This window comes from Paenibacillus sp. fava2 (assembly GCF_058313675.1).
Genome location: NZ_CM177755.1, coordinates 1,431,487 through 1,448,320 on the forward strand (window position 1 = coordinate 1,431,487; position 16,834 = coordinate 1,448,320).

17 protein-coding genes are annotated in these 16,834 nt (G+C 52.0%); 13 read left to right on the top strand and 4 right to left on the bottom strand.

Going from position 1 to position 16,834, the window contains the following annotated elements; translation table 11 throughout:
* Positions 1–135 precede the first annotated feature (135 nt).
* From tkt to AC4G46_RS06350, 3 genes are all read left to right on the top strand, one after another.
* A complete protein-coding gene (tkt, locus tag AC4G46_RS06340) occupies positions 136–2,184 on the top strand; it encodes a transketolase (protein WP_491127176.1) in 2,049 nt (682 codons plus the stop codon).
* A gap of 34 nt (positions 2,185–2,218) precedes the next feature.
* Positions 2,219–2,536, top strand: a complete 318-nt coding sequence (ppnP, locus tag AC4G46_RS06345) for a pyrimidine/purine nucleoside phosphorylase (RefSeq protein ID WP_068722189.1) — start codon at positions 2,219–2,221, stop codon at positions 2,534–2,536.
* 189 nt (positions 2,537–2,725) lie between these two features.
* The gene (locus AC4G46_RS06350) at positions 2,726–3,553 is read left to right on the top strand and encodes an alpha/beta fold hydrolase (RefSeq protein ID WP_491127177.1); all 828 of its coding nucleotides are present in this window, start codon (positions 2,726–2,728) and stop codon (positions 3,551–3,553) included.
* Here AC4G46_RS06350 and AC4G46_RS06355 read toward each other — a convergent pair.
* Entirely contained in the window at positions 3,546–4,016 is a 471-nt protein-coding gene (locus tag AC4G46_RS06355) for a GNAT family N-acetyltransferase (RefSeq protein WP_491127178.1), read from the bottom strand. The genes AC4G46_RS06350 and AC4G46_RS06355 overlap by 8 nt on opposite strands.
* 270 nt (positions 4,017–4,286) lie before the next feature.
* On the opposite strand from AC4G46_RS06355, the gene AC4G46_RS06360 reads away from it, so the two are divergent.
* Positions 4,287–5,735, top strand: a complete 1,449-nt coding sequence (locus AC4G46_RS06360; protein ID WP_491127179.1) for a M14 family zinc carboxypeptidase — start codon at positions 4,287–4,289, stop codon at positions 5,733–5,735.
* A gap of 120 nt (positions 5,736–5,855) precedes the next feature.
* Here AC4G46_RS06360 and AC4G46_RS06365 read toward each other — a convergent pair whose 3' ends face one another.
* Positions 5,856–6,761 carry an NAD(P)-dependent oxidoreductase gene (locus tag AC4G46_RS06365; RefSeq protein ID WP_491127180.1) on the bottom strand — a complete coding sequence of 302 codons (906 nt, stop codon included), beginning with the start codon at positions 6,759–6,761 and terminating at the stop codon, positions 5,856–5,858.
* A gap of 294 nt (positions 6,762–7,055) precedes the next feature.
* Between AC4G46_RS06365 and AC4G46_RS06370 the strand changes: the two genes are divergently transcribed.
* The 3 genes from AC4G46_RS06370 (at position 7,056) to AC4G46_RS06380 (ending at position 9,754) form a co-directional block, all read left to right on the top strand.
* Entirely contained in the window at positions 7,056–8,411 is a 1,356-nt protein-coding gene (locus AC4G46_RS06370) for a glucose-6-phosphate isomerase (RefSeq protein WP_491127181.1), read from the top strand.
* A gap of 125 nt (positions 8,412–8,536) precedes the next feature.
* Entirely contained in the window at positions 8,537–9,169 is a 633-nt protein-coding gene (locus AC4G46_RS06375; RefSeq protein WP_042173638.1) for a YigZ family protein, read from the top strand.
* Between the two features lie 3 nt (positions 9,170–9,172).
* The gene (locus AC4G46_RS06380) at positions 9,173–9,754 is read left to right on the top strand and encodes a TetR/AcrR family transcriptional regulator (protein WP_491127182.1); all 582 of its coding nucleotides are present in this window, start codon (positions 9,173–9,175) and stop codon (positions 9,752–9,754) included.
* Between the two features lie 154 nt (positions 9,755–9,908).
* Here the strand turns inward: AC4G46_RS06380 and AC4G46_RS06385 are convergent, their stop codons facing one another.
* Complete coding sequence (locus tag AC4G46_RS06385; protein ID WP_491127183.1) at positions 9,909–10,310, bottom strand: secondary thiamine-phosphate synthase enzyme YjbQ; 402 nt, start codon at positions 10,308–10,310, stop codon at positions 9,909–9,911.
* A gap of 192 nt (positions 10,311–10,502) precedes the next feature.
* On the opposite strand from AC4G46_RS06385, the gene cysT reads away from it, so the two are divergent.
* From cysT to AC4G46_RS06415, 6 genes are all read left to right on the top strand, one after another.
* Complete coding sequence (gene cysT / locus AC4G46_RS06390) at positions 10,503–11,318, top strand: sulfate ABC transporter permease subunit CysT (protein WP_068722183.1); 816 nt, start codon at positions 10,503–10,505, stop codon at positions 11,316–11,318.
* Entirely contained in the window at positions 11,315–12,112 is a 798-nt protein-coding gene (locus tag AC4G46_RS06395; protein WP_491127184.1) for a sulfate ABC transporter permease subunit, read from the top strand. The genes cysT and AC4G46_RS06395 overlap by 4 nt, the downstream gene beginning before the upstream one ends.
* A 2-nt stretch (positions 12,113–12,114) precedes the next feature.
* Positions 12,115–13,179 (top strand): sulfate/molybdate ABC transporter ATP-binding protein, encoded by a 1,065-nt coding sequence (locus tag AC4G46_RS06400; protein ID WP_090719370.1) that lies wholly within the window; start codon positions 12,115–12,117, stop codon positions 13,177–13,179.
* 19 nt (positions 13,180–13,198) lie between these two features.
* Positions 13,199–14,269 carry a sulfate ABC transporter substrate-binding protein gene (locus AC4G46_RS06405; protein ID WP_491127185.1) on the top strand — a complete coding sequence of 357 codons (1,071 nt, stop codon included), beginning with the start codon at positions 13,199–13,201 and terminating at the stop codon, positions 14,267–14,269.
* Positions 14,270–14,465: 196 nt separating this feature from the next.
* Positions 14,466–15,242 (top strand): MBL fold metallo-hydrolase, encoded by a 777-nt coding sequence (locus AC4G46_RS06410; RefSeq protein WP_491127186.1) that lies wholly within the window; start codon positions 14,466–14,468, stop codon positions 15,240–15,242.
* Between the two features lie 76 nt (positions 15,243–15,318).
* Positions 15,319–15,960 (top strand): hypothetical protein, encoded by a 642-nt coding sequence (locus AC4G46_RS06415; RefSeq protein ID WP_491127187.1) that lies wholly within the window; start codon positions 15,319–15,321, stop codon positions 15,958–15,960.
* Here AC4G46_RS06415 and AC4G46_RS06420 read toward each other — a convergent pair.
* A complete protein-coding gene (locus AC4G46_RS06420) occupies positions 15,905–16,804 on the bottom strand; it encodes an IS3 family transposase (RefSeq protein WP_491127188.1) in 900 nt (299 codons plus the stop codon). The two genes, AC4G46_RS06415 and AC4G46_RS06420, sit on opposite strands and share 56 nt — an antisense overlap.
* Positions 16,805–16,834: the final 30 nt, after the last annotated feature.

Sequence of the window (16,834 nt, forward strand, 5' to 3'; positions counted from 1 at the left end):
GTATAATCCGGCGGGAACCAGCAGAATATAAGCTGTTGAAAGCCTGTGTTTTGCAAAAACAATTGGTAATGCTTCCACATTAGTGATACAATAATAGTCAAAATGACATTCTTGATTTAGAGGAGGATTATTTTAATGACTGAGCAGGCAAAAGAGCAAGCGATCCATAAGGAAGAAAATTCGACGGTGGATAACCTGGCGATCACTACGATCCGTACGCTCGCTATTGATGCTATCGAAAAAGCTAACTCCGGCCACCCGGGTATGCCGATGGGATCCGCACCGATGGGTTACCAACTGTTTGCCAAAACAATGAATCATAATCCGGATCACCCGACATGGGTTAACCGTGACCGTTTTGTATTGTCCGCCGGACACGGCTCTATGCTGCTGTACAGCCTGCTGCACCTGAGCGGCTACGACCTGCCGATGGAAGAATTGAAACAGTTCCGCCAATGGGGTAGCCTGACTCCAGGCCATCCTGAGTTCGGTCACACTGCAGGTGTTGATGCGACTACAGGTCCGCTGGGACAAGGTATTGGTATGGCAGTAGGTATGGCTATGGCTGAAGCTCAGCTGGCAGCTACTTATAATAAAGACAATCACGATGTAATCGACCACTATACGTACGCAATCTGCGGCGACGGTGACCTGATGGAAGGTATCTCCTCCGAATCCGCCTCCCTGGCAGGACACCTTAAGCTGGGCAAGCTGATTGTAATGTACGATTCAAATGATATCTCGCTCGACGGCAAGCTGAACCTGGCGTTCTCCGAGAATGTTGCACAGCGTTTTGAAGCTTACGGCTGGCAGGTTCTGCGCGTTGAGGACGGTAACGATCTTCCGGCTCTGGGACAGGCTATTGCTGATGCACAGGCCGATACAAGCAAGCCGACCCTGATCGAAGTTAAAACCGTTATCGGCTACGGAAGCCCGAACAAACAAGGTAAAGGCGGCCATGGCGGTACCCACGGTTCTCCGCTAGGCGCTGACGAAGCGAAACTGACTAAAGACTTCTACAAATGGGTATATGAAGAGGACTTCTTTGTACCGGATGAAGTACGTGCACGTTTTGCTGAAGTGAAGGAAAAAGGGATTGCCGCTAATAAAGCATGGGACGAGAAATTCGCAGCTTACAAAGAAGCATATCCTGAGCTGGCTGCACAGTTTGAAACTGCAATCAGCGGTGAGCTTCCAGAAGGCTGGGATGCACAGCTTCCGTTCTTCACAGCAGAAGACAAAGCCGTATCCACCCGCGTTGCTTCCGGTAATGCACTGAACGCACTGGCAGCCGGAGTTCCGCAGCTCGTGGGCGGATCTGCTGACCTTGAAAGTTCCACAATGACTCACCTGAAGGGCTTGACCCAGTTTACTTCCGAATCCTATGATGGCCGTAACATCTATTTCGGCGTACGTGAATTCGGTATGGCTGCAGCAATGAACGGGATTGCCCTGCACAGCGGTCTCAAAGTATTCGGCGGAACGTTCTTCGTATTCACCGACTACCTGCGTCCGGCTGTCCGTCTGGCTTCCATCATGAAGCTGCCGGTAACCTACGTTCTGACTCATGACAGTATCGCTGTCGGTGAAGACGGCCCTACCCATGAGCCGATCGAGCAATTGGCTTCCCTGCGTATTATCCCGGGTCTGACTGTAATCCGTCCGGCTGATGCCAACGAAACATCCGCGGCTTGGGCTTATGCGCTTGAGAACACAGCTAACCCTGTGGCACTGGTGCTTACCCGCCAGAACCTGCCGATCCTTGCCGGAACTGTAGAAGGCGTACGCGAGAACATCAAACGCGGCGGATATGTTGTTTCCGATGCCAAGAACGGTACCCCGCAGGCACAGATCATTGCTACCGGTTCCGAAGTACAGCTGGCTGTAAAAGCTCAGGCAGCACTGGCTGAAGAAGGCATCGATGTACGTGTAATCAGCTTGCCGAGCTGGGATCTGTTCGAGAAACAGGACAAAGCTTACCGTGATTCCGTTATCCTGCCTGAAGTTAAGGCTCGTCTTGCAGTTGAAATGGCACAGACCTTCGGCTGGGAACGTTACACAGGCGATCAGGGCGATATTCTCGGTATCACTACATTCGGTGCTTCCGCGCCTGGCGATATCGTAATGAAAGAATACGGCTTTACAGTAGAAAATGTAGTCAGCCGCGTTAAAGCCCTGCTATAATAGACGGAATAAACATAAAGGGGAGAATAAGCGCATGAGTCAGTTTACCAACGCAACAGTTCACAAAGCAGCCAATATCTATTACGATGGAAAAGTAACCAGCCGTACCGTCATTCTGGAGAATGGCACGAAGGTAACGCTCGGCATCATGCTGCCGGGTGTGTATGAATTCGGTACGGAAGGTCCGGAAACCATGGAGATCCTGTCGGGCGATCTGAAGGTACTGCTTCCCGGTACTGACGTCTGGAAAGAAATCAAGGGTGCTGAAACGTTCCACGTTCCCGGAAACTCCAAGTTTGCGCTGGAAGTATTCGCTTTAACTGATTATTGCTGTTCTTACCCGAACCTGTAATTTCATCTGTTCTACAGAAAGAAGCTCTGCTTAATTGCAGGGCTTTTTTTTGTCGGGCGAGCAGAGGCGCGGAGAATAAGGCTTGTCCAAAATAATGGTATTTGGTATAGTTAATAGGAACTGATGTTCTTGTTTATAGAACAGTTACTGTTTCTATTGCATAATACTTGTTTCAGGGAGCTGATCGCTTTGCTGTACTCGAATGATTACATAACGTTTAACTATGAGGAAGCCGGGGAAGGACAGCCTATTCTGATTCTGCATGGAAACGGCCCGGACCACAGGATGATGATGGGCTGCCTGGAGCCGTTATTCACACCAGGTCAGCAGTACCGGCGGATCTATGTGGATTTACCGGGTATGGGGCGAACGCCGGCGGCAGACTGGATACGGTCTTCAGACGATATGCTGCGGGCTGTGGAGATGATGATTGAGGCACTGCTACCCGGTGAACGTTTTCTTCTGGTCGGCCAGTCGTACGGGGGCTATCTTGCAAGAGGGCTGCTCAGAAATTACGCAGATTTTATCGGAGGTTTATTTCTTTTATGTCCTTGTGTTATTGCAGAGATGCGTGACAGAGAGCTGCCGCAGCATCAGGCTGCAGTCTATGACAAGGAATTACTTGAGGAATTAAGTGAAGCAGAGCGTGACGAATTCACATCTATTGCTGTAGTGCAGACCAGGACTGCCTGGGAACGTTATAACCGTGAGATTGTGAGCGCCCTGCAGCTGGCAGATAACGGATTTATGGAGCGAATCAAGGCGGCAGGCAAATATCCGTTTAGCTTTGATGCTGAAAGGATGCCCCCGTTTCTTAAACCGAGCCTCATTCTGACCGGAAGACAGGATTCCATGACCGGGTACAGGGATGCATGGAGGCTGCTGGATTTATACCCGCACGCCACCTTCGCTGTCCTGGACCGTGCAGGGCACAATCTGCATATGGAGCAGGAGGAGCTTTTAGGAGCTATGGTAAAGGAGTGGCTAAGCAGAACCGGTGACGGTATGCTTACTTGACCCGTTCATACTCGATAATGACTTCGCCGCTTACCTCATCTGTAATTTTCCCCGTACGTACGAAGCCGAGCTTCTCATAGAAGTAGTGGTTTCTGAGCGCCCAGGAAGGGGTGTCCAGCGTCCATTTACGGGCAGCGGGATAGGTTTGAAACAGGAACCGGAATGATTCTTGCCCGTAGCCATGGTTCTGATGCAGAGGATCAATAAAAATGCGTCCCAGGTGACACTCCCCTGCTTCTGGAGCAGAGAAGACAATCATGCCCCCTATAATCTTATCCTCTGCCATAAGCTTATAGTAATGTGCCTTATTCATCTGCTCGGCCTGCCAGTCTGCAGAGCTGTAACCTGGAGGCCCGTCTTCTTCTTTATTCTGGTACAGCCTGGCATCAGCATCAAAGGTGAGCTTCTGGACATCTGCCAGCCTGGCTGCATCCTGCAGATCGGCGAGTACAATAGTGAGCATTCTGATAATCCCCTCCTTGAAGTATTATGAATAATCTACAGGATTAAGGAATTCGCGAAAGTACTGTCTTATACCTGCCTCGCCCGCATTGTTGAAACTTCTGCAGAAAAATGTTGAATATTGACGATATACGGACATTCTCTTATACTTCCACTAGCTGCTAGAGTACATAGATTAGTAGGAGGCGTGAAGATGAAAGGTTCGCGGAAGTACAGGCGGGTACATAAGGTTCGGCTGGGCTTGTGGAGTTGTATGCTCCTAGTCCTGTTATTGGCGATAAAACCGGCAGAGGCTTCTGCATCGGCTGCTGTTGTGAATCCCAACCAGATCTATTCTTATACTATTATGCAAAGAGATATTGAACGTTTGGTGAAAGCGTATCCGGATCTGGTATCTATGGAGTCGCTGGGACAAAGTCCATACGGACGGCAGCTATGGGCTGTAAAGCTGGGCAGAGGGGAAGCAGTGCTGTCTCTGAACGGTTCCCATCACGCCAGAGAGTGGATGACAAGCACGGTGCTGATGAAAATGGTCGACACATATGCCGGGGCATACGTGAATAATACAACTATCGCAGGTTACAATGTCCGCCAACTGCTGGACGAAGTAAGCATCTGGATCGTTCCGATGGTCAATCCCGATGGGGTTACCTTGTCCCAGCAGGGCACGTCAGGGCTGCCGGCAGAGCTGGCCAAGACGCTGCAGCGTTATAACGGCAACAGTACAAACTTTAGCCGATGGAAGGCGAATATGCAGGGAATCGATCTCAACCGCCAGTATCCGGCGAACTGGAGTACTATTAAGAATGCCGGCTCTTTCCCTTGGTATCAGAATTATAAGGGACAAAGACCCGGACAGGCGCCGGAGGTCCAGCTTATGATGGACTTCACCCGCCGGATTGATCCGGAGGTAACAATCTCCTATCATAGTTCAGGTGAAATTATTTTTTGGCATTTTAATACCCTTAGCGCTAATGTAGCCCGCGATCAGGCAATGGCCCGGGCACTTAGCCGGATGACCGGATATGCTCTGGTGGCCCCGGAGAAGAATCCTTCGGGCGGAGGATACAAGGATTGGTTCATCCAGGAGTTTGGCCGTCCCGGATTTACAGTGGAAATCGCCAAATATGCCGGGGAGAGCAATGTTCCGTTAAGCCAGTTTGCAAGCGTGTGGAACGATAACCGGGCAGTAGGGCTGTACTCCGGGCTGCAGTCCCATTCCTTATGGCTGAACAAGCAAAAGGTTCAGTATCTTCAGCAGTCCATGAGTGTATTAGCCGGAACAGAGATGTATCCAAAGATAGGGATGGTGACCGGGGGTATCAGCATTCAGCCGCAAATGCTGCATGTAATCGCCAAAAAAGGGGACTGGTATCAGGTGCAGGCAGGTGAAGGCACCGGCTGGATTCACCCCTCCCCTGGAAAGCTGGCAATAGTCGAGGAGATTGAAGCGGCAGCTGTACTGAATCAGAGCGTTCCGGCGTACAAATATCCGGAAACCTATGCTCCTAAGGTAACTATGCTGGAGCCTCAGACGGTTCAGGTAACCGGCCGATGGGGCAACTGGCTGCTGGCCCGGACACCGGCCGGAAGCTGGTGGATTGACGGCCGTACGGCAGAGCTGCGGTGGCCCGTTGAGGACGAAGAACAGGGAGCGGCAACTGAAGGTGAAGGCTCAGGGCAAATCACTGCGGAGCCAGTGAGCGCATCGGAAGTGTAAGGCGAAGCTAGTTATCCCCACAAAAAAGGTGTTCCAACTGCCGCAGTGCGGGGTGTGGAACACCTTTTTTAGTTGAATGTATAACAGCCCCTCAGCAGCCAGCTGAGCCTGTACCAGAGTCTATTCCTGGTTTGCCGTGTCTGAGCCGATCTTCCGGCCAATCCATTCCTCATAGGTTTTGACTACTGCGGACAGATCCTCGTCACCGTAGCCTTGTGTATATCCGGCCTGGAACATGCTCTTTGCCAGTCCGAGCATCGGTGCAGGTACACCTGTGGAATCGCTGAGTGCCGATGCGAGCTTGAGGTCCTTCAGCATAAGCGCCAGCGAGAACTGGTTGCTGAAGTCATTCTCAATAATTTTGCGGCCCTTTAGCTCAGCCTGTTTGCTGCCAGCAGATCCGTTCTGGACCAGCTCCAGGAACTTGTCAGCCGGAACGCCGTTTTTCACGGCGATGGAGAATCCTTCGGCAAGGGCAACGTTATGAATGCCGACCATGGTATTGTGGGCCAGCTTGGCCACTGCGCCGCTGCCGTTCTCACCCATATGCAGCAGCAGGCGGCCCATCGTATCAAACAGGTCACGGTGCGCTTCAATAACGTTGGCGCCGCCGCCGACCATGAATACAAGCGTACCCTCGATCGCTGCAGGCTTGCTGCCGGTTACAGGCGCATCAAGGAAGCTGCCGCCGCGTTCTTCCACGGCTGCCGCGACCTCTTTGACCAGTCCCGGAGAAATGGTGCTGGAGTCGATGATTACCGCTCCCGGCTTGAGCACGGCCAGAATGCCGTTCTCTCCGTAAAAAACCTCACGGATCGAATCGTCATTGCTGATCATGGTAATAATAACATCCTTGTCCTGTGCTGCGGCCTGGGGGGTAGCTGCAACAGCAGCGCCTGCTTCTTCCAAAGGCTTGCATTTTGCCGCCGTACGGTTGTACACCGTAACCTGATATCCGCCTTTGAGCAGATTTTCCGCCATGGGAGCCCCCATGGTTCCGAGTCCGATAAAGCCGATCTGTTTCATTCCATCTCCGCCTTCACTCTTTAGGTTCGCTGCCGGAGCAGAAGCGGCTTATCGCCGGTTCGTTGCTCCAGCTGTGTTTTAACCATTCTATCACGGCATATAGGGTTGTTCCACCGGGATAGCAGAGCATGTATAATCAGCAAACGCTTTCATGTAACTCTCAAAAACATATTCCAAAAGCCGGCGCTGTGCCCTAAGACCTTGCCAGTCAAGGCAAATTAAAGTATCCTAGATTATAAAGTTGTAACAAACGGTGTCAAATCCAAAGAGATAAACAGGAGGTTACCATAACCGATGTCCAAAAAGATTAATTTTGACTACAGCAAAGCGCTGTCCTTCTTTAACCAGCATGAAATTGACTACTTTGCTGCTCCGATTAAACTAGCCCATGAGCAACTGCATAACAAGACTGGGGCCGGCTCCGATTTCCTGGGCTGGATTGATCTCCCGAACGCATATGACAAGGAAGAGTTTGCCCGTATTCAAGAGGCAGCCAAGAAGATCCAGAATGATTCCGATGTCCTGATCGTTATCGGTATCGGCGGTTCGTATCTGGGAGCGCGTGCTGCAATTGAAGCACTTACTCACTCCTTCTACAATAATCTGCCTAAGGATCAGCGCAAGACTCCGGAAGTATACTTCGCAGGTAATAACATCAGCTCTACATATATTACACACCTGCTTGATCTGGTTGAAGGCAAGGACTTCTCCGTTAACGTAATCTCCAAATCCGGGACAACTACTGAACCGGCAATCGCGTTCCGCATTTTCCGCGCAGCGCTGGAGAAGAAATACGGCAAGGAAGAAGCACGTAAACGCATCTATGCCACAACAGACAAGGAGAAGGGCGCACTCAAGAAGCTGGCTACTGAAGAAGGCTACGAGTCGTTCATTATCCCTGACGATGTAGGCGGACGTTACTCCGTGCTGACACCTGTAGGTCTTCTGCCGATTGCTGTAGCAGGCATTGACATTGAGGAAATGATGCAGGGTGCCGCAGCTGCAGCCGATGAGTTCAACAACCCGGATGTAGCTACCAACCAGAGCTATCAATATGCTGCAGTGCGCAACGCATTGTACCGCAAAGGCAAAACGACAGAAATCCTGGTCAACTACGAGCCTTCCCTGCACTTTGTCTCCGAATGGTGGAAACAGCTTTACGGCGAAAGCGAAGGCAAGGATTACAAAGGAATCTATCCTTCTTCTGTTGACTTCTCTACAGATCTTCACTCCATGGGACAGTTCATTCAGGAGGGTAACCGCAACATCTTTGAAACGGTTATCCAGGTTGAGCAGGTTCGTCACCACATCACACTCGAAAGCGATGCTGACGATCTTGACGGATTGAACTTCCTGGCCGGTGAAACGGTTGATTTTGTCAACAAGAAGGCATTCCAGGGAACACTGCTGGCACACACAGACGGACAAGTGCCGAACCTGGTTGTGACCATTCCGGACCAAACTCCATATACTTTCGGTTATCTGGTTTACTTCTTTGAAAAAGCCTGCGGTATCAGCGGATACCTGTTGGGCGTTAATCCGTTCGACCAGCCGGGTGTGGAAGCATACAAGAAGAACATGTTCGCACTGCTGGGCAAACCGGGCTACGAAAAAGAAAAAGCCGAGCTGGAAGCCAGACTTACTGAATAGAACTAGAGCACATCGCAGATCTTTCATACAAATGTAGTAACTGGGAGCAGTCCATAGGTTATCCATACCGGGGCTGCTCCTAAACTATATCAAGTTAATAAATACAGGTAAGGACTGGATTAAGGATGCTTGAACAATATCGGACGGTGCGTTCTCCCGGGTCCCGGGAAGTCGTAATTCGTAAGTCGCGGTTTATCGGCCATGTGATGCCGGTGGACAATGAAGAAGAGGCTATGCAATTTATTGAGGACATCAAGAAGCAGCACCGCAATGCGACGCATAACTGCTCTGCTTACATGATTGGCGAAAGAGATGAGATTCAAAGACAGTCAGATGACGGGGAACCGAGTGGAACGGCCGGGAAACCGATTTTGGAAGTAATCCGCAACCAACAAGTTAAAAATGTCGCAATCGTCGTTACCCGTTATTTCGGAGGCATTATGCTGGGTGCAGGCGGACTGATCCGGGCCTATGCCGACGGCGCTGTGCTGGCGCTTGAGGCTGGAGAAGTCATAACCCGGGTGCTGAGGCGCGAGGTCTTCGTACAGATCGATTATACGTGGCTTGGCAAGGTCGAGAATGAGCTGCGTGCCAAAGGCACCAAAACAGGTGAAACGTCCTTTACGGATACAGTAACGCTGCTGTGTCTGCCGCGAAATGATGAAGGTGACGCTTTTGTAGCATGGATAACGGATCTTACCCAGGGGCAAGCGCTGGTTACAGAAGGGCGGCGGCTTTACTTCAGCGAAGGGGAATAGATTATGGCAAGAAGAGCAGTGGAGCGGGAGTTGTCGAGAGAGAGAATTCTGGAGGCGGCAAGGCATCTGTTCATCACCAAAGGATACCGTGCAATTTCAATGCGCAGCATCGGACAGCATCTGGGGTACAGCCATGGCTCGCTCTATTATCATTTCAAGGAAAAAGCGGAGCTGTTCTATGCCATTATGGTTGAGGATTTCAATCACGTGGCAGGCCTGCTCAATGAAGCTATGAACAATCCTCCTGAACCGGGAATGACCCGGGTGGAGCAGCTGGTAATGGAATTTATCCGTTTTGGACTCGATCATCCGCATCAATACGAGATCATGTTCATGATCCGTGACGAAGAGCTTCTGGCTTATTGCCGGGCAGAACAGGGACGATGTTTTGAGTTATTCGCGGGCATTGTACGCCGGCATATGAAGGAAGAAGGCTATGTTTCCGAGGATTGGCAGAGTGTTCCGCTGACATTGTTTTTGTCCGCGCACGGATTTATTTCTTATTATATCCAGGATAAAGTATCGTTTGATGATGTTAAACCGGCCGCTCTTACCCATATAAAGGTACTTAGCCGCAGTTTATAGGCTGTCTTTCTTTTTGGGGGCTTACCGCTTTAGAGCTGTGCATTGGTATAACTTTGCATAGTGAAAGTGTTATAGAAGCTATATATTGTATAGAGGCGGCTCCGCCCTGAAAAGGCGGAGCCGTATTTTTAATTGTTATTTTCCTCAGAACGTTCTATCCCTCAATAATTTTTACATAATACTGGCGGTGTCTGGGCCCGTCGAACTCACAGAAATAAATGCCCTGCCAGCGGCCGAGCAGTAATGCGCCCTCATGAATGATAATGCTCTGGGAAGGCCCGGTGGTTATGGATTTCAAATGGGAAGCGGTATTGCCTTCGCCGTGGCGGTATTTCGGATGCTCCCAGGGATACACCTCGTCCAGCCTCATCAGCACGTCGTGCTTAACATCCGGATCGGCATTTTCGTTAATGGCGATTCCTGCAGTGGTATGCGGGCAGTAGACTACAGCAATGCCGCTTTGCACGCCGCTCTTTTTTACATAGGAAATAACTTCACGGGTAATATCACGCAGTTCGTCCCTTTTGCTGGTCGAAATCTCGATTGTATGTAACATAATGCTATCCCCTCCCTGTACTATAAATAAAATATACTATAGTTTACCCCAAATTGAACGAAAGTAATTGACGGACACAGGCGGCTTTGGTAAAGTAGTGATAATTATAATACCAAGTATATTAATAGGAATAATGTTGGGCTTAATGGCTACTATACCGACCGGATATCCGGAGGTGGGGGGACTTCTAATTTGAACTCGCTGCTTAGACACAAAGGCTGGACCTGGGGATTCCGCACAACGATTCTGCTGTATTTTGTCGTGCTGATTGTTTTGCCGATACTGGGCGTATATTACAATTCTTTTTCGCTGGGCTTTAGTACCTTTATCGAAAGTGTAAGCGACCCGATCGCCTGGAAATCGGTCCTGTTAACACTGAAGCTGGCGGTTATCGCCACTGTCATTAATGTTCTGCTGGGTACGATGATTGCCTGGGTATTGATCCGTTACCGGTTCCCCGGTAAGGCGCTGCTCAACAGTCTGGTTGATTTGCCCTTTGCCTTGCCAACGGCGGTCGGAGGCCTGATGATTCTGCTGCTGCTCGGCCCAGGGAGTCTGATCGGCGGACTGGCGGAGAAGCTCGGCTTTGAGATTGTGTTCCATCAGCCGGCGATTGTCATTGCGATGATCTTTGTAACATTCCCGTTCGTCATCCGGGCGGTCCAGCCGCTGCTGGAGGAGCTTGATCCTTCCGAGGAAGAAGCGGCCTATACGATGGGTGCGGGGAGCAGCCGGGTATTCCGGCAGGTGATTCTGCCCTCGATGGCTCCGGGAATGATCAGCGGCGGTATGCTGGCCTTCTCGCGGGCGCTCGCTGAATTCGGTGCAGTCGTGCTGGTAGCCGGCAATATTCCGGGACGGACGCTGGTATCCTCAGTCTTTATTTTTGGTGAAGTGGAAAGTGATAATCCTGTCGGTGCCGCCGCGGTGTCGGTCATTCTGCTGACCTTGTCCTTCCTCATCCTCTGGCTGATTAATTTGCTGCAGATGCGGGGGCGAAGATCATGAGAAAACTATGGATTATCCTTACCTATCTTGTATTTATCCTGCTGATTGCCGCTCCGCTGGGTAAAATGGCGACGGAGGCGTTCAAGGGCGGGTTTAGCGGATTCTGGGCCTCACTATCGAGACCTGAGGCGCTGCACGCGCTGATGATGACCGGGTTCGTGGTTGTGGTGGTTACGCTGCTGAATACCTTGTTCGGCATTATGCTGGCCCTGTATCTGGTGCGGGCGAACTGGCTGGGCAAGCGGCTGAAGGGCCTGCTGAACAGCATTGTCGATCTGCCGTATGCCGTATCGCCGGTTATCGGCGGGCTGATGATCGTTTTGCTGCTCGGTCCGGACAGCGCGCTGGGTGCGCTTTTTGAACAGATTGGGGTCAATATTGTTTATGCTTTTCCCGGAATGGTCATTGCTACATTGTTCGTGACCTTCCCGCTGATGGTGCGTGAGGTGATGCCGGTGCTGCAGGAGATCGGTTCACAGCAGGAGGAGGCCGCCTCGACGCTCGGGGCATACGGCTGGACAACCTTTTGGAAGGTCACCTGGCCTTCGATCCGCTGGGCGGTCATCTATGGCGTAATCCTGACGGTAGCCCGCTCGCTGGGTGAATTCGGCGCCGTGCTAGTTGTATCGGGTAACATTATGAATAAGACGCAGACCGCAACTACACTGGTCTATCAGGATGTAGAGAATTTTAATGTGACGGCTGCAGGCGGTGTGGCATTGGTGCTGGCGGCATTCTCCGCAGGTCTGCTACTGCTGATGGAATGGAGTAAGAGACGAAAGGGTGTGCATTAGAGATGCATGTAGAGGTTCGGGGACTAAATAAGCATTTTGGAGATTTTCACGCCGTGAAGGACGTTAATTTCGGCATTACCAAAGGTCATCTGATTGGCCTGCTCGGCCCAAGCGGCGGCGGCAAAACCTCGATTCTGCGCATGCTGGCAGGACTGGAAACACCGGATAGCGGTGAAATTGTTTTTCATGGCAAAACGGTTAACAATCTGCCGCCGCAGGAGCGCGAAATCGGCTTTGTGTTCCAGAACTACGCGCTCTTTAAGCACATGACTGTGTATGAGAATATCGCTTTTGGGCTAAAGGTCAAGAAAGCGAACAAGAATACAATCCGTGACCGGGTTACTGAGCTCGTCGAGCTTACCGGACTTAAGGGTTTTGAAAAGCGTTATCCTCATCAGCTGTCCGGGGGGCAGCGCCAGCGTGTCGCTTTTGCCCGGGCGCTTGCGCCTGAGCCGCAGCTGCTGCTGCTGGATGAGCCGTTTGCAGCCATCGACGCGAAGATCCGTCAGGAGCTGCGTTCCTGGCTGCGCGAGCTGATCGAACGTGTCGGGATTACCTCGATCTTTGTCACGCATGACCAGGATGAGGCGATTGAGGTAGCCGATGAGATTATGATCATCAATCAGGGGCGTCTGGAGCAGAAGGGCACCCCGTGGGATATTTACAAAGAGCCTAAGACGCCGTTTGTGGCCACTTTTATCGGTGAATCAACACTGATCGAGAGCACGAGCGAGCTGAAGGGCTTCAAAAATGCTGGCGGCGGCAAGCCGACCAAGGCACTGATTCGTCCGGAGTATATCGAGGTAGGCCATCTGCATGAGTTCAAAATGGCCTCGGCGACAGAGCAGGGTATCGTCAAGCATCTGCACTTCCGCGGCAGCGAATGGCTGGTCGAGGTGGAAGTGAACGGGCACAAGCTGGTGACGTACCGGTCGCTTGAGAAGGAAACTCTTACACCGGGTCAGGAAATCTCCGTGCTGGTCCACCGCGCCTATCTGTTCAATGACGAGCGCAGCTGGATTCAGGAGAACGGGCTGAAGGAAGATCCGATGCCTGTGTTTATCTAAGTAAAGGATGTGTGCCGGTATGAGGGTTCACAAAAGGAGCAGACAACTGCACGGATGGCTGGCAGCCCTAATGCTGGCATTGCTCGCACTGGCTCTGGCAGGCTGCGGAGACAGTAAGGAAACGGTGGATGGTGAAGTAGCTCCCCAAAAAGGGGACGTTACACTGGTCATTGGCGCTTATAGCGTGGTGAAGGATGCGATGGGCGACATTCTGCCCTTATTCGCAGCGGACTGGAAGGCCAAGACCGGCCAGACGATTGTTTTTCAGGAATCCTATGAAGCTTCGGGAACACAAGCCAGAGCCATAGCCGGCGGCTTTGAAGCGGATGTAACGCTGCTGGCCCTTGAGGGTGATGTTGAGAAGCTGGTCAAAGCGGGGCTGGTCGCGGATACCTGGAAACAGCATGGTGCGGACGGGATGATTACCCGTTCGGTGGTGGCGCTGGGGACGCGTGAGGGTAACCCGAAGGGAATCAAGGATTTTTCCGATCTGGCGAAGCCGGGAGTGAAGGTGCTTTACCCCAATCCCAAGACCTCCGGCGGGGCGCAGTGGGATATCAACGCGATCTATGGAGCGGGGCTGAAGATGTCCGAGGAGCAGACCGGAGTGAAGGATCCTGCGGCTGCAAAAGCTTTTCTGGAGCAGGTACACGCTAATGTGGAATCTCTGGATAAAAGCGGGCGGGCCTCGATGGCGGCCTTTGAATATGGAGTGGGCGATGTCATCGTTACGTATGAGAATGAGCTGCTGGCGCGGATCGCCAAAGGCGTGAAGTATGAAATCATTATCCCTAAGGATACGATTCTGATTGAAAATCCGGCGGCTGTCGTGGACAAATACGTGGATGAGCGCGGCACGCGGGAGGCTGCCGAGGCGCTGGTCGATTATCTGTCTACACCTGCTGCGCAGGAGGTATTCGCCGAACACGGCTTCCGTCCGGTGAACGAGCAGGTCTACGCGGCCAATGAGAGCCGGTATCCGGTTCCCGCCGGACTATTCGGGATCGATTACCTCGGGGGCTGGGCCGAGGTCCGGGAGACGCTGTATTCCAAGCGCGGCGTCTGGTATCAGGTGCTGGCGGGGATTTAGCGGAAGGACTGCCGGCCAGGAAGCAAGAATGAAGGTAAGCGTAGCCGTTCCTCCAGAGCTGGAGGGCGGCTTTTTTTGATGCAGAAAACGCGGCGGAGTGAAGAGACTGGATGAGATGAACTGTGATATGTAGTGTGATATGTACTATAATGAGGGTTACTAATCTTAGCTGTTGGAACTGAAGGAGTGAGTGCAGATGGATACGTTGGTGTTTTTGGGGACGGGCGACGCAATGGGCGTACCCCGGGTGTACTGCAGCTGTGAGACCTGCATGGAGGCGAGAACTGGCGGGTTAAATGCCCGGCTGCGCTCATCCGTGCTTATAGATAACGGCAGTGATTTCTTTGCGATTGACTGCGGGCCGGACTGGCGGCGGCAGATGGAGCAGCAGGGGCTGCGCAGCATGCGCAGGCTGCTGATTACTCATGCCCATTTTGACCATATCGGCGGGCTACCGGAATGGGCGGACGCCTGCCGCTGGATGGGCTACAGAGGAGAGCTGTATGCTCCGGCCGAGGTAATCCCGATTATTCAGCGGCAGTACCCGTGGCTGGGCGGTCATATTGATATGATTGCCTGTGACGAGGGGATCGGACTGGACGGCTGGCAGATCAGCACCTGGCGGGTGAATCATGGCAAGAACGGCTACTCTTACGCGTACAGGCTGGAGAAGGCTGAGTATACATGGGTGTATTGCTCCGATTCCATCTCACTCGGACCGGAGGAGTACGCTCCGATGCACGGAGCTGACCTGCTGGTGCTGGGCACCAGCTTCTATTATGAAGCGGCTGAGCTGTCCACCCGCTCCGTGTATGATATGACGGAAGCAGCAGAGCTGCTGAAAGTGGTCCAGCCGGCCCGTACCGTCTATACGCATATGTCGCATGATGTGGATATCCGCAAGGACTACATATTGCCCGAGGGCGTTACTCTGGCAGTTACGGGTATGAGGCTTGCGCTGGAGCGGGTGTAGAGTCGGGCTGAACGGCTGAACGGTTGAACGGTTAGGAGAAGGAGGAAATGCCCTTGATTCCGGCGCAGGCGGCCGAATGAGCGAAATGAAGGGCAAAAATGCCCTTGATTCCGGCGCAGATGGCCGAATGTGCGAAATGAAGGGCAAATATGCCCTTTATTCCGGCGCAGATGGCCGAATGTACGAAATGAAAGGCAGAAATGCCTTTGATTTGGCTGCAGGCGGCCGAATGAGCGAAATGAAAGGCAGAAATGCCTTTGATTCCGGCGCAGATGGCCGAATGAGCGAAATGAAGGGCAGAAATGCCCTTGATTCCGGCGCAGATGGCCGAATGTGCGAAATGAAAGGCAGAAATGCCCTTGATTCCGGCGCAGATGGCCGAATGAGCGAAATGAAAGGCAGAAATGCCTTTGATTCCGGCGCAGATGGCCGAATGTGCGAAATGAAGGTCAAAAATGCCCTTGATTCCGGCGCAGGCGGCGGAATGTGCGAAATGAAGGGCAAATATGCCCTTGATTCCGGCGCAGATCGTGGAATGAGCGAAATGAAGGTCAAAAATGCCCTTGATTCCGGCGCAGATGGCCGAATGTGCGAAATGACGGTGCGACCCCCTAATTCCGGAGTCTCCTATTTAAAATCGACTCTTGTCGTAGACTTACTCTTTATTTCGCCTTTTTCCTCGGCCAGAAGAAGGCGGATCGGTCTTCTAGGCTCATGACCCACTCTGAAAATTTGGCCGGTGGCATTCTGCGAAGACTGGTATGCATTCTGCGGTTGTTGTAGAAGTCCATGTACCCGTCTACGGCTTCATAGGCGTCTTCAAACGTTGCGAATTCTTCCTTGCCAAATAGATCTCTCTCCATGTTGCTGTGGAACGATTCAATAAAAGCACTGAGATCCGGCGTTCGAGGCGGAATCCGTTCGTGTGTAATCTCCCAACCTTCGCACATATCTCCAAAAAGGTGGCTCACGAACTGTGGTCCATTGTCGGTTCGTATCACTGGGCGTTCGCTGTGATTCGTACAGTGAGAGTCCATCGCTCTCCAAAGCGTCTGACAGACATGCTTCGCCTCACACGACGATCCTCTGTAGTAGCCGACGATGACACGGGTGAATACATCGATAATGCTAAGGACGAAGAAATGCCTGTCGCGACCCGCGACGTAACCATATTTAATGTCCATCTGCCAGAGCTGGTTACATCCGGTGATGACTCGGTTCTCTGGCAGCTTCCGGGGATGCTTGAAGCGCTTCTGACGTTGTGGCTGCAGGATATCTAGTGCCTTACACAGCCGGTAGCTCTTCTTATGGTTCAGCTTTAACCTGTACTGATTCCACAAGCATTCCGCAAGCAGCTTGTACCCGTACACGTGCTCTTCTCCAGAAATCAATTCCAGAAGCCACTCTTGAATTTGCTCGTCGCTAATCTTCTCCCCTGACTCCGTAAGGGAATAACCCGGTACAGGTCTCCCGCGCCCACCTTGAGCTGCTTGCGGGGACTGCAACTTGCGCTTGATGTGGTCATAGTATGTGGACTCCGCCAGCCCAATGATACGCAGCACCAGGACTGCTGAATTCCCCTGCTTAATGAA

Coding starts and splice junctions, on each gene's coding strand:
- AC4G46_RS06370 (WP_491127181.1), top strand. CDS start 7,056: ATGTCCAAAAAGATTAATTTTGACTACAGCAAAGCGCTGTCCTTCTTT.
- AC4G46_RS06405 (WP_491127185.1), top strand. CDS start 13,199: ATGAGGGTTCACAAAAGGAGCAGACAACTGCACGGATGGCTGGCAGCC.
- AC4G46_RS06380 (WP_491127182.1), top strand. CDS start 9,173: ATGGCAAGAAGAGCAGTGGAGCGGGAGTTGTCGAGAGAGAGAATTCTG.
- AC4G46_RS06365 (WP_491127180.1), bottom strand. CDS start 6,761: ATGAAACAGATCGGCTTTATCGGACTCGGAACCATGGGGGCTCCCATG.
- ppnP (WP_068722189.1), top strand. CDS start 2,219: ATGAGTCAGTTTACCAACGCAACAGTTCACAAAGCAGCCAATATCTAT.
- AC4G46_RS06375 (WP_042173638.1), top strand. CDS start 8,537: ATGCTTGAACAATATCGGACGGTGCGTTCTCCCGGGTCCCGGGAAGTC.
- tkt (WP_491127176.1), top strand. CDS start 136: ATGACTGAGCAGGCAAAAGAGCAAGCGATCCATAAGGAAGAAAATTCG.
- AC4G46_RS06415 (WP_491127187.1), top strand. CDS start 15,319: ATGAGCGAAATGAAGGGCAAAAATGCCCTTGATTCCGGCGCAGATGGC.
- AC4G46_RS06355 (WP_491127178.1), bottom strand. CDS start 4,016: ATGCTCACTATTGTACTCGCCGATCTGCAGGATGCAGCCAGGCTGGCA.
- AC4G46_RS06395 (WP_491127184.1), top strand. CDS start 11,315: ATGAGAAAACTATGGATTATCCTTACCTATCTTGTATTTATCCTGCTG.
- AC4G46_RS06400 (WP_090719370.1), top strand. CDS start 12,115: ATGCATGTAGAGGTTCGGGGACTAAATAAGCATTTTGGAGATTTTCAC.
- AC4G46_RS06410 (WP_491127186.1), top strand. CDS start 14,466: ATGGATACGTTGGTGTTTTTGGGGACGGGCGACGCAATGGGCGTACCC.
- AC4G46_RS06385 (WP_491127183.1), bottom strand. CDS start 10,310: ATGTTACATACAATCGAGATTTCGACCAGCAAAAGGGACGAACTGCGT.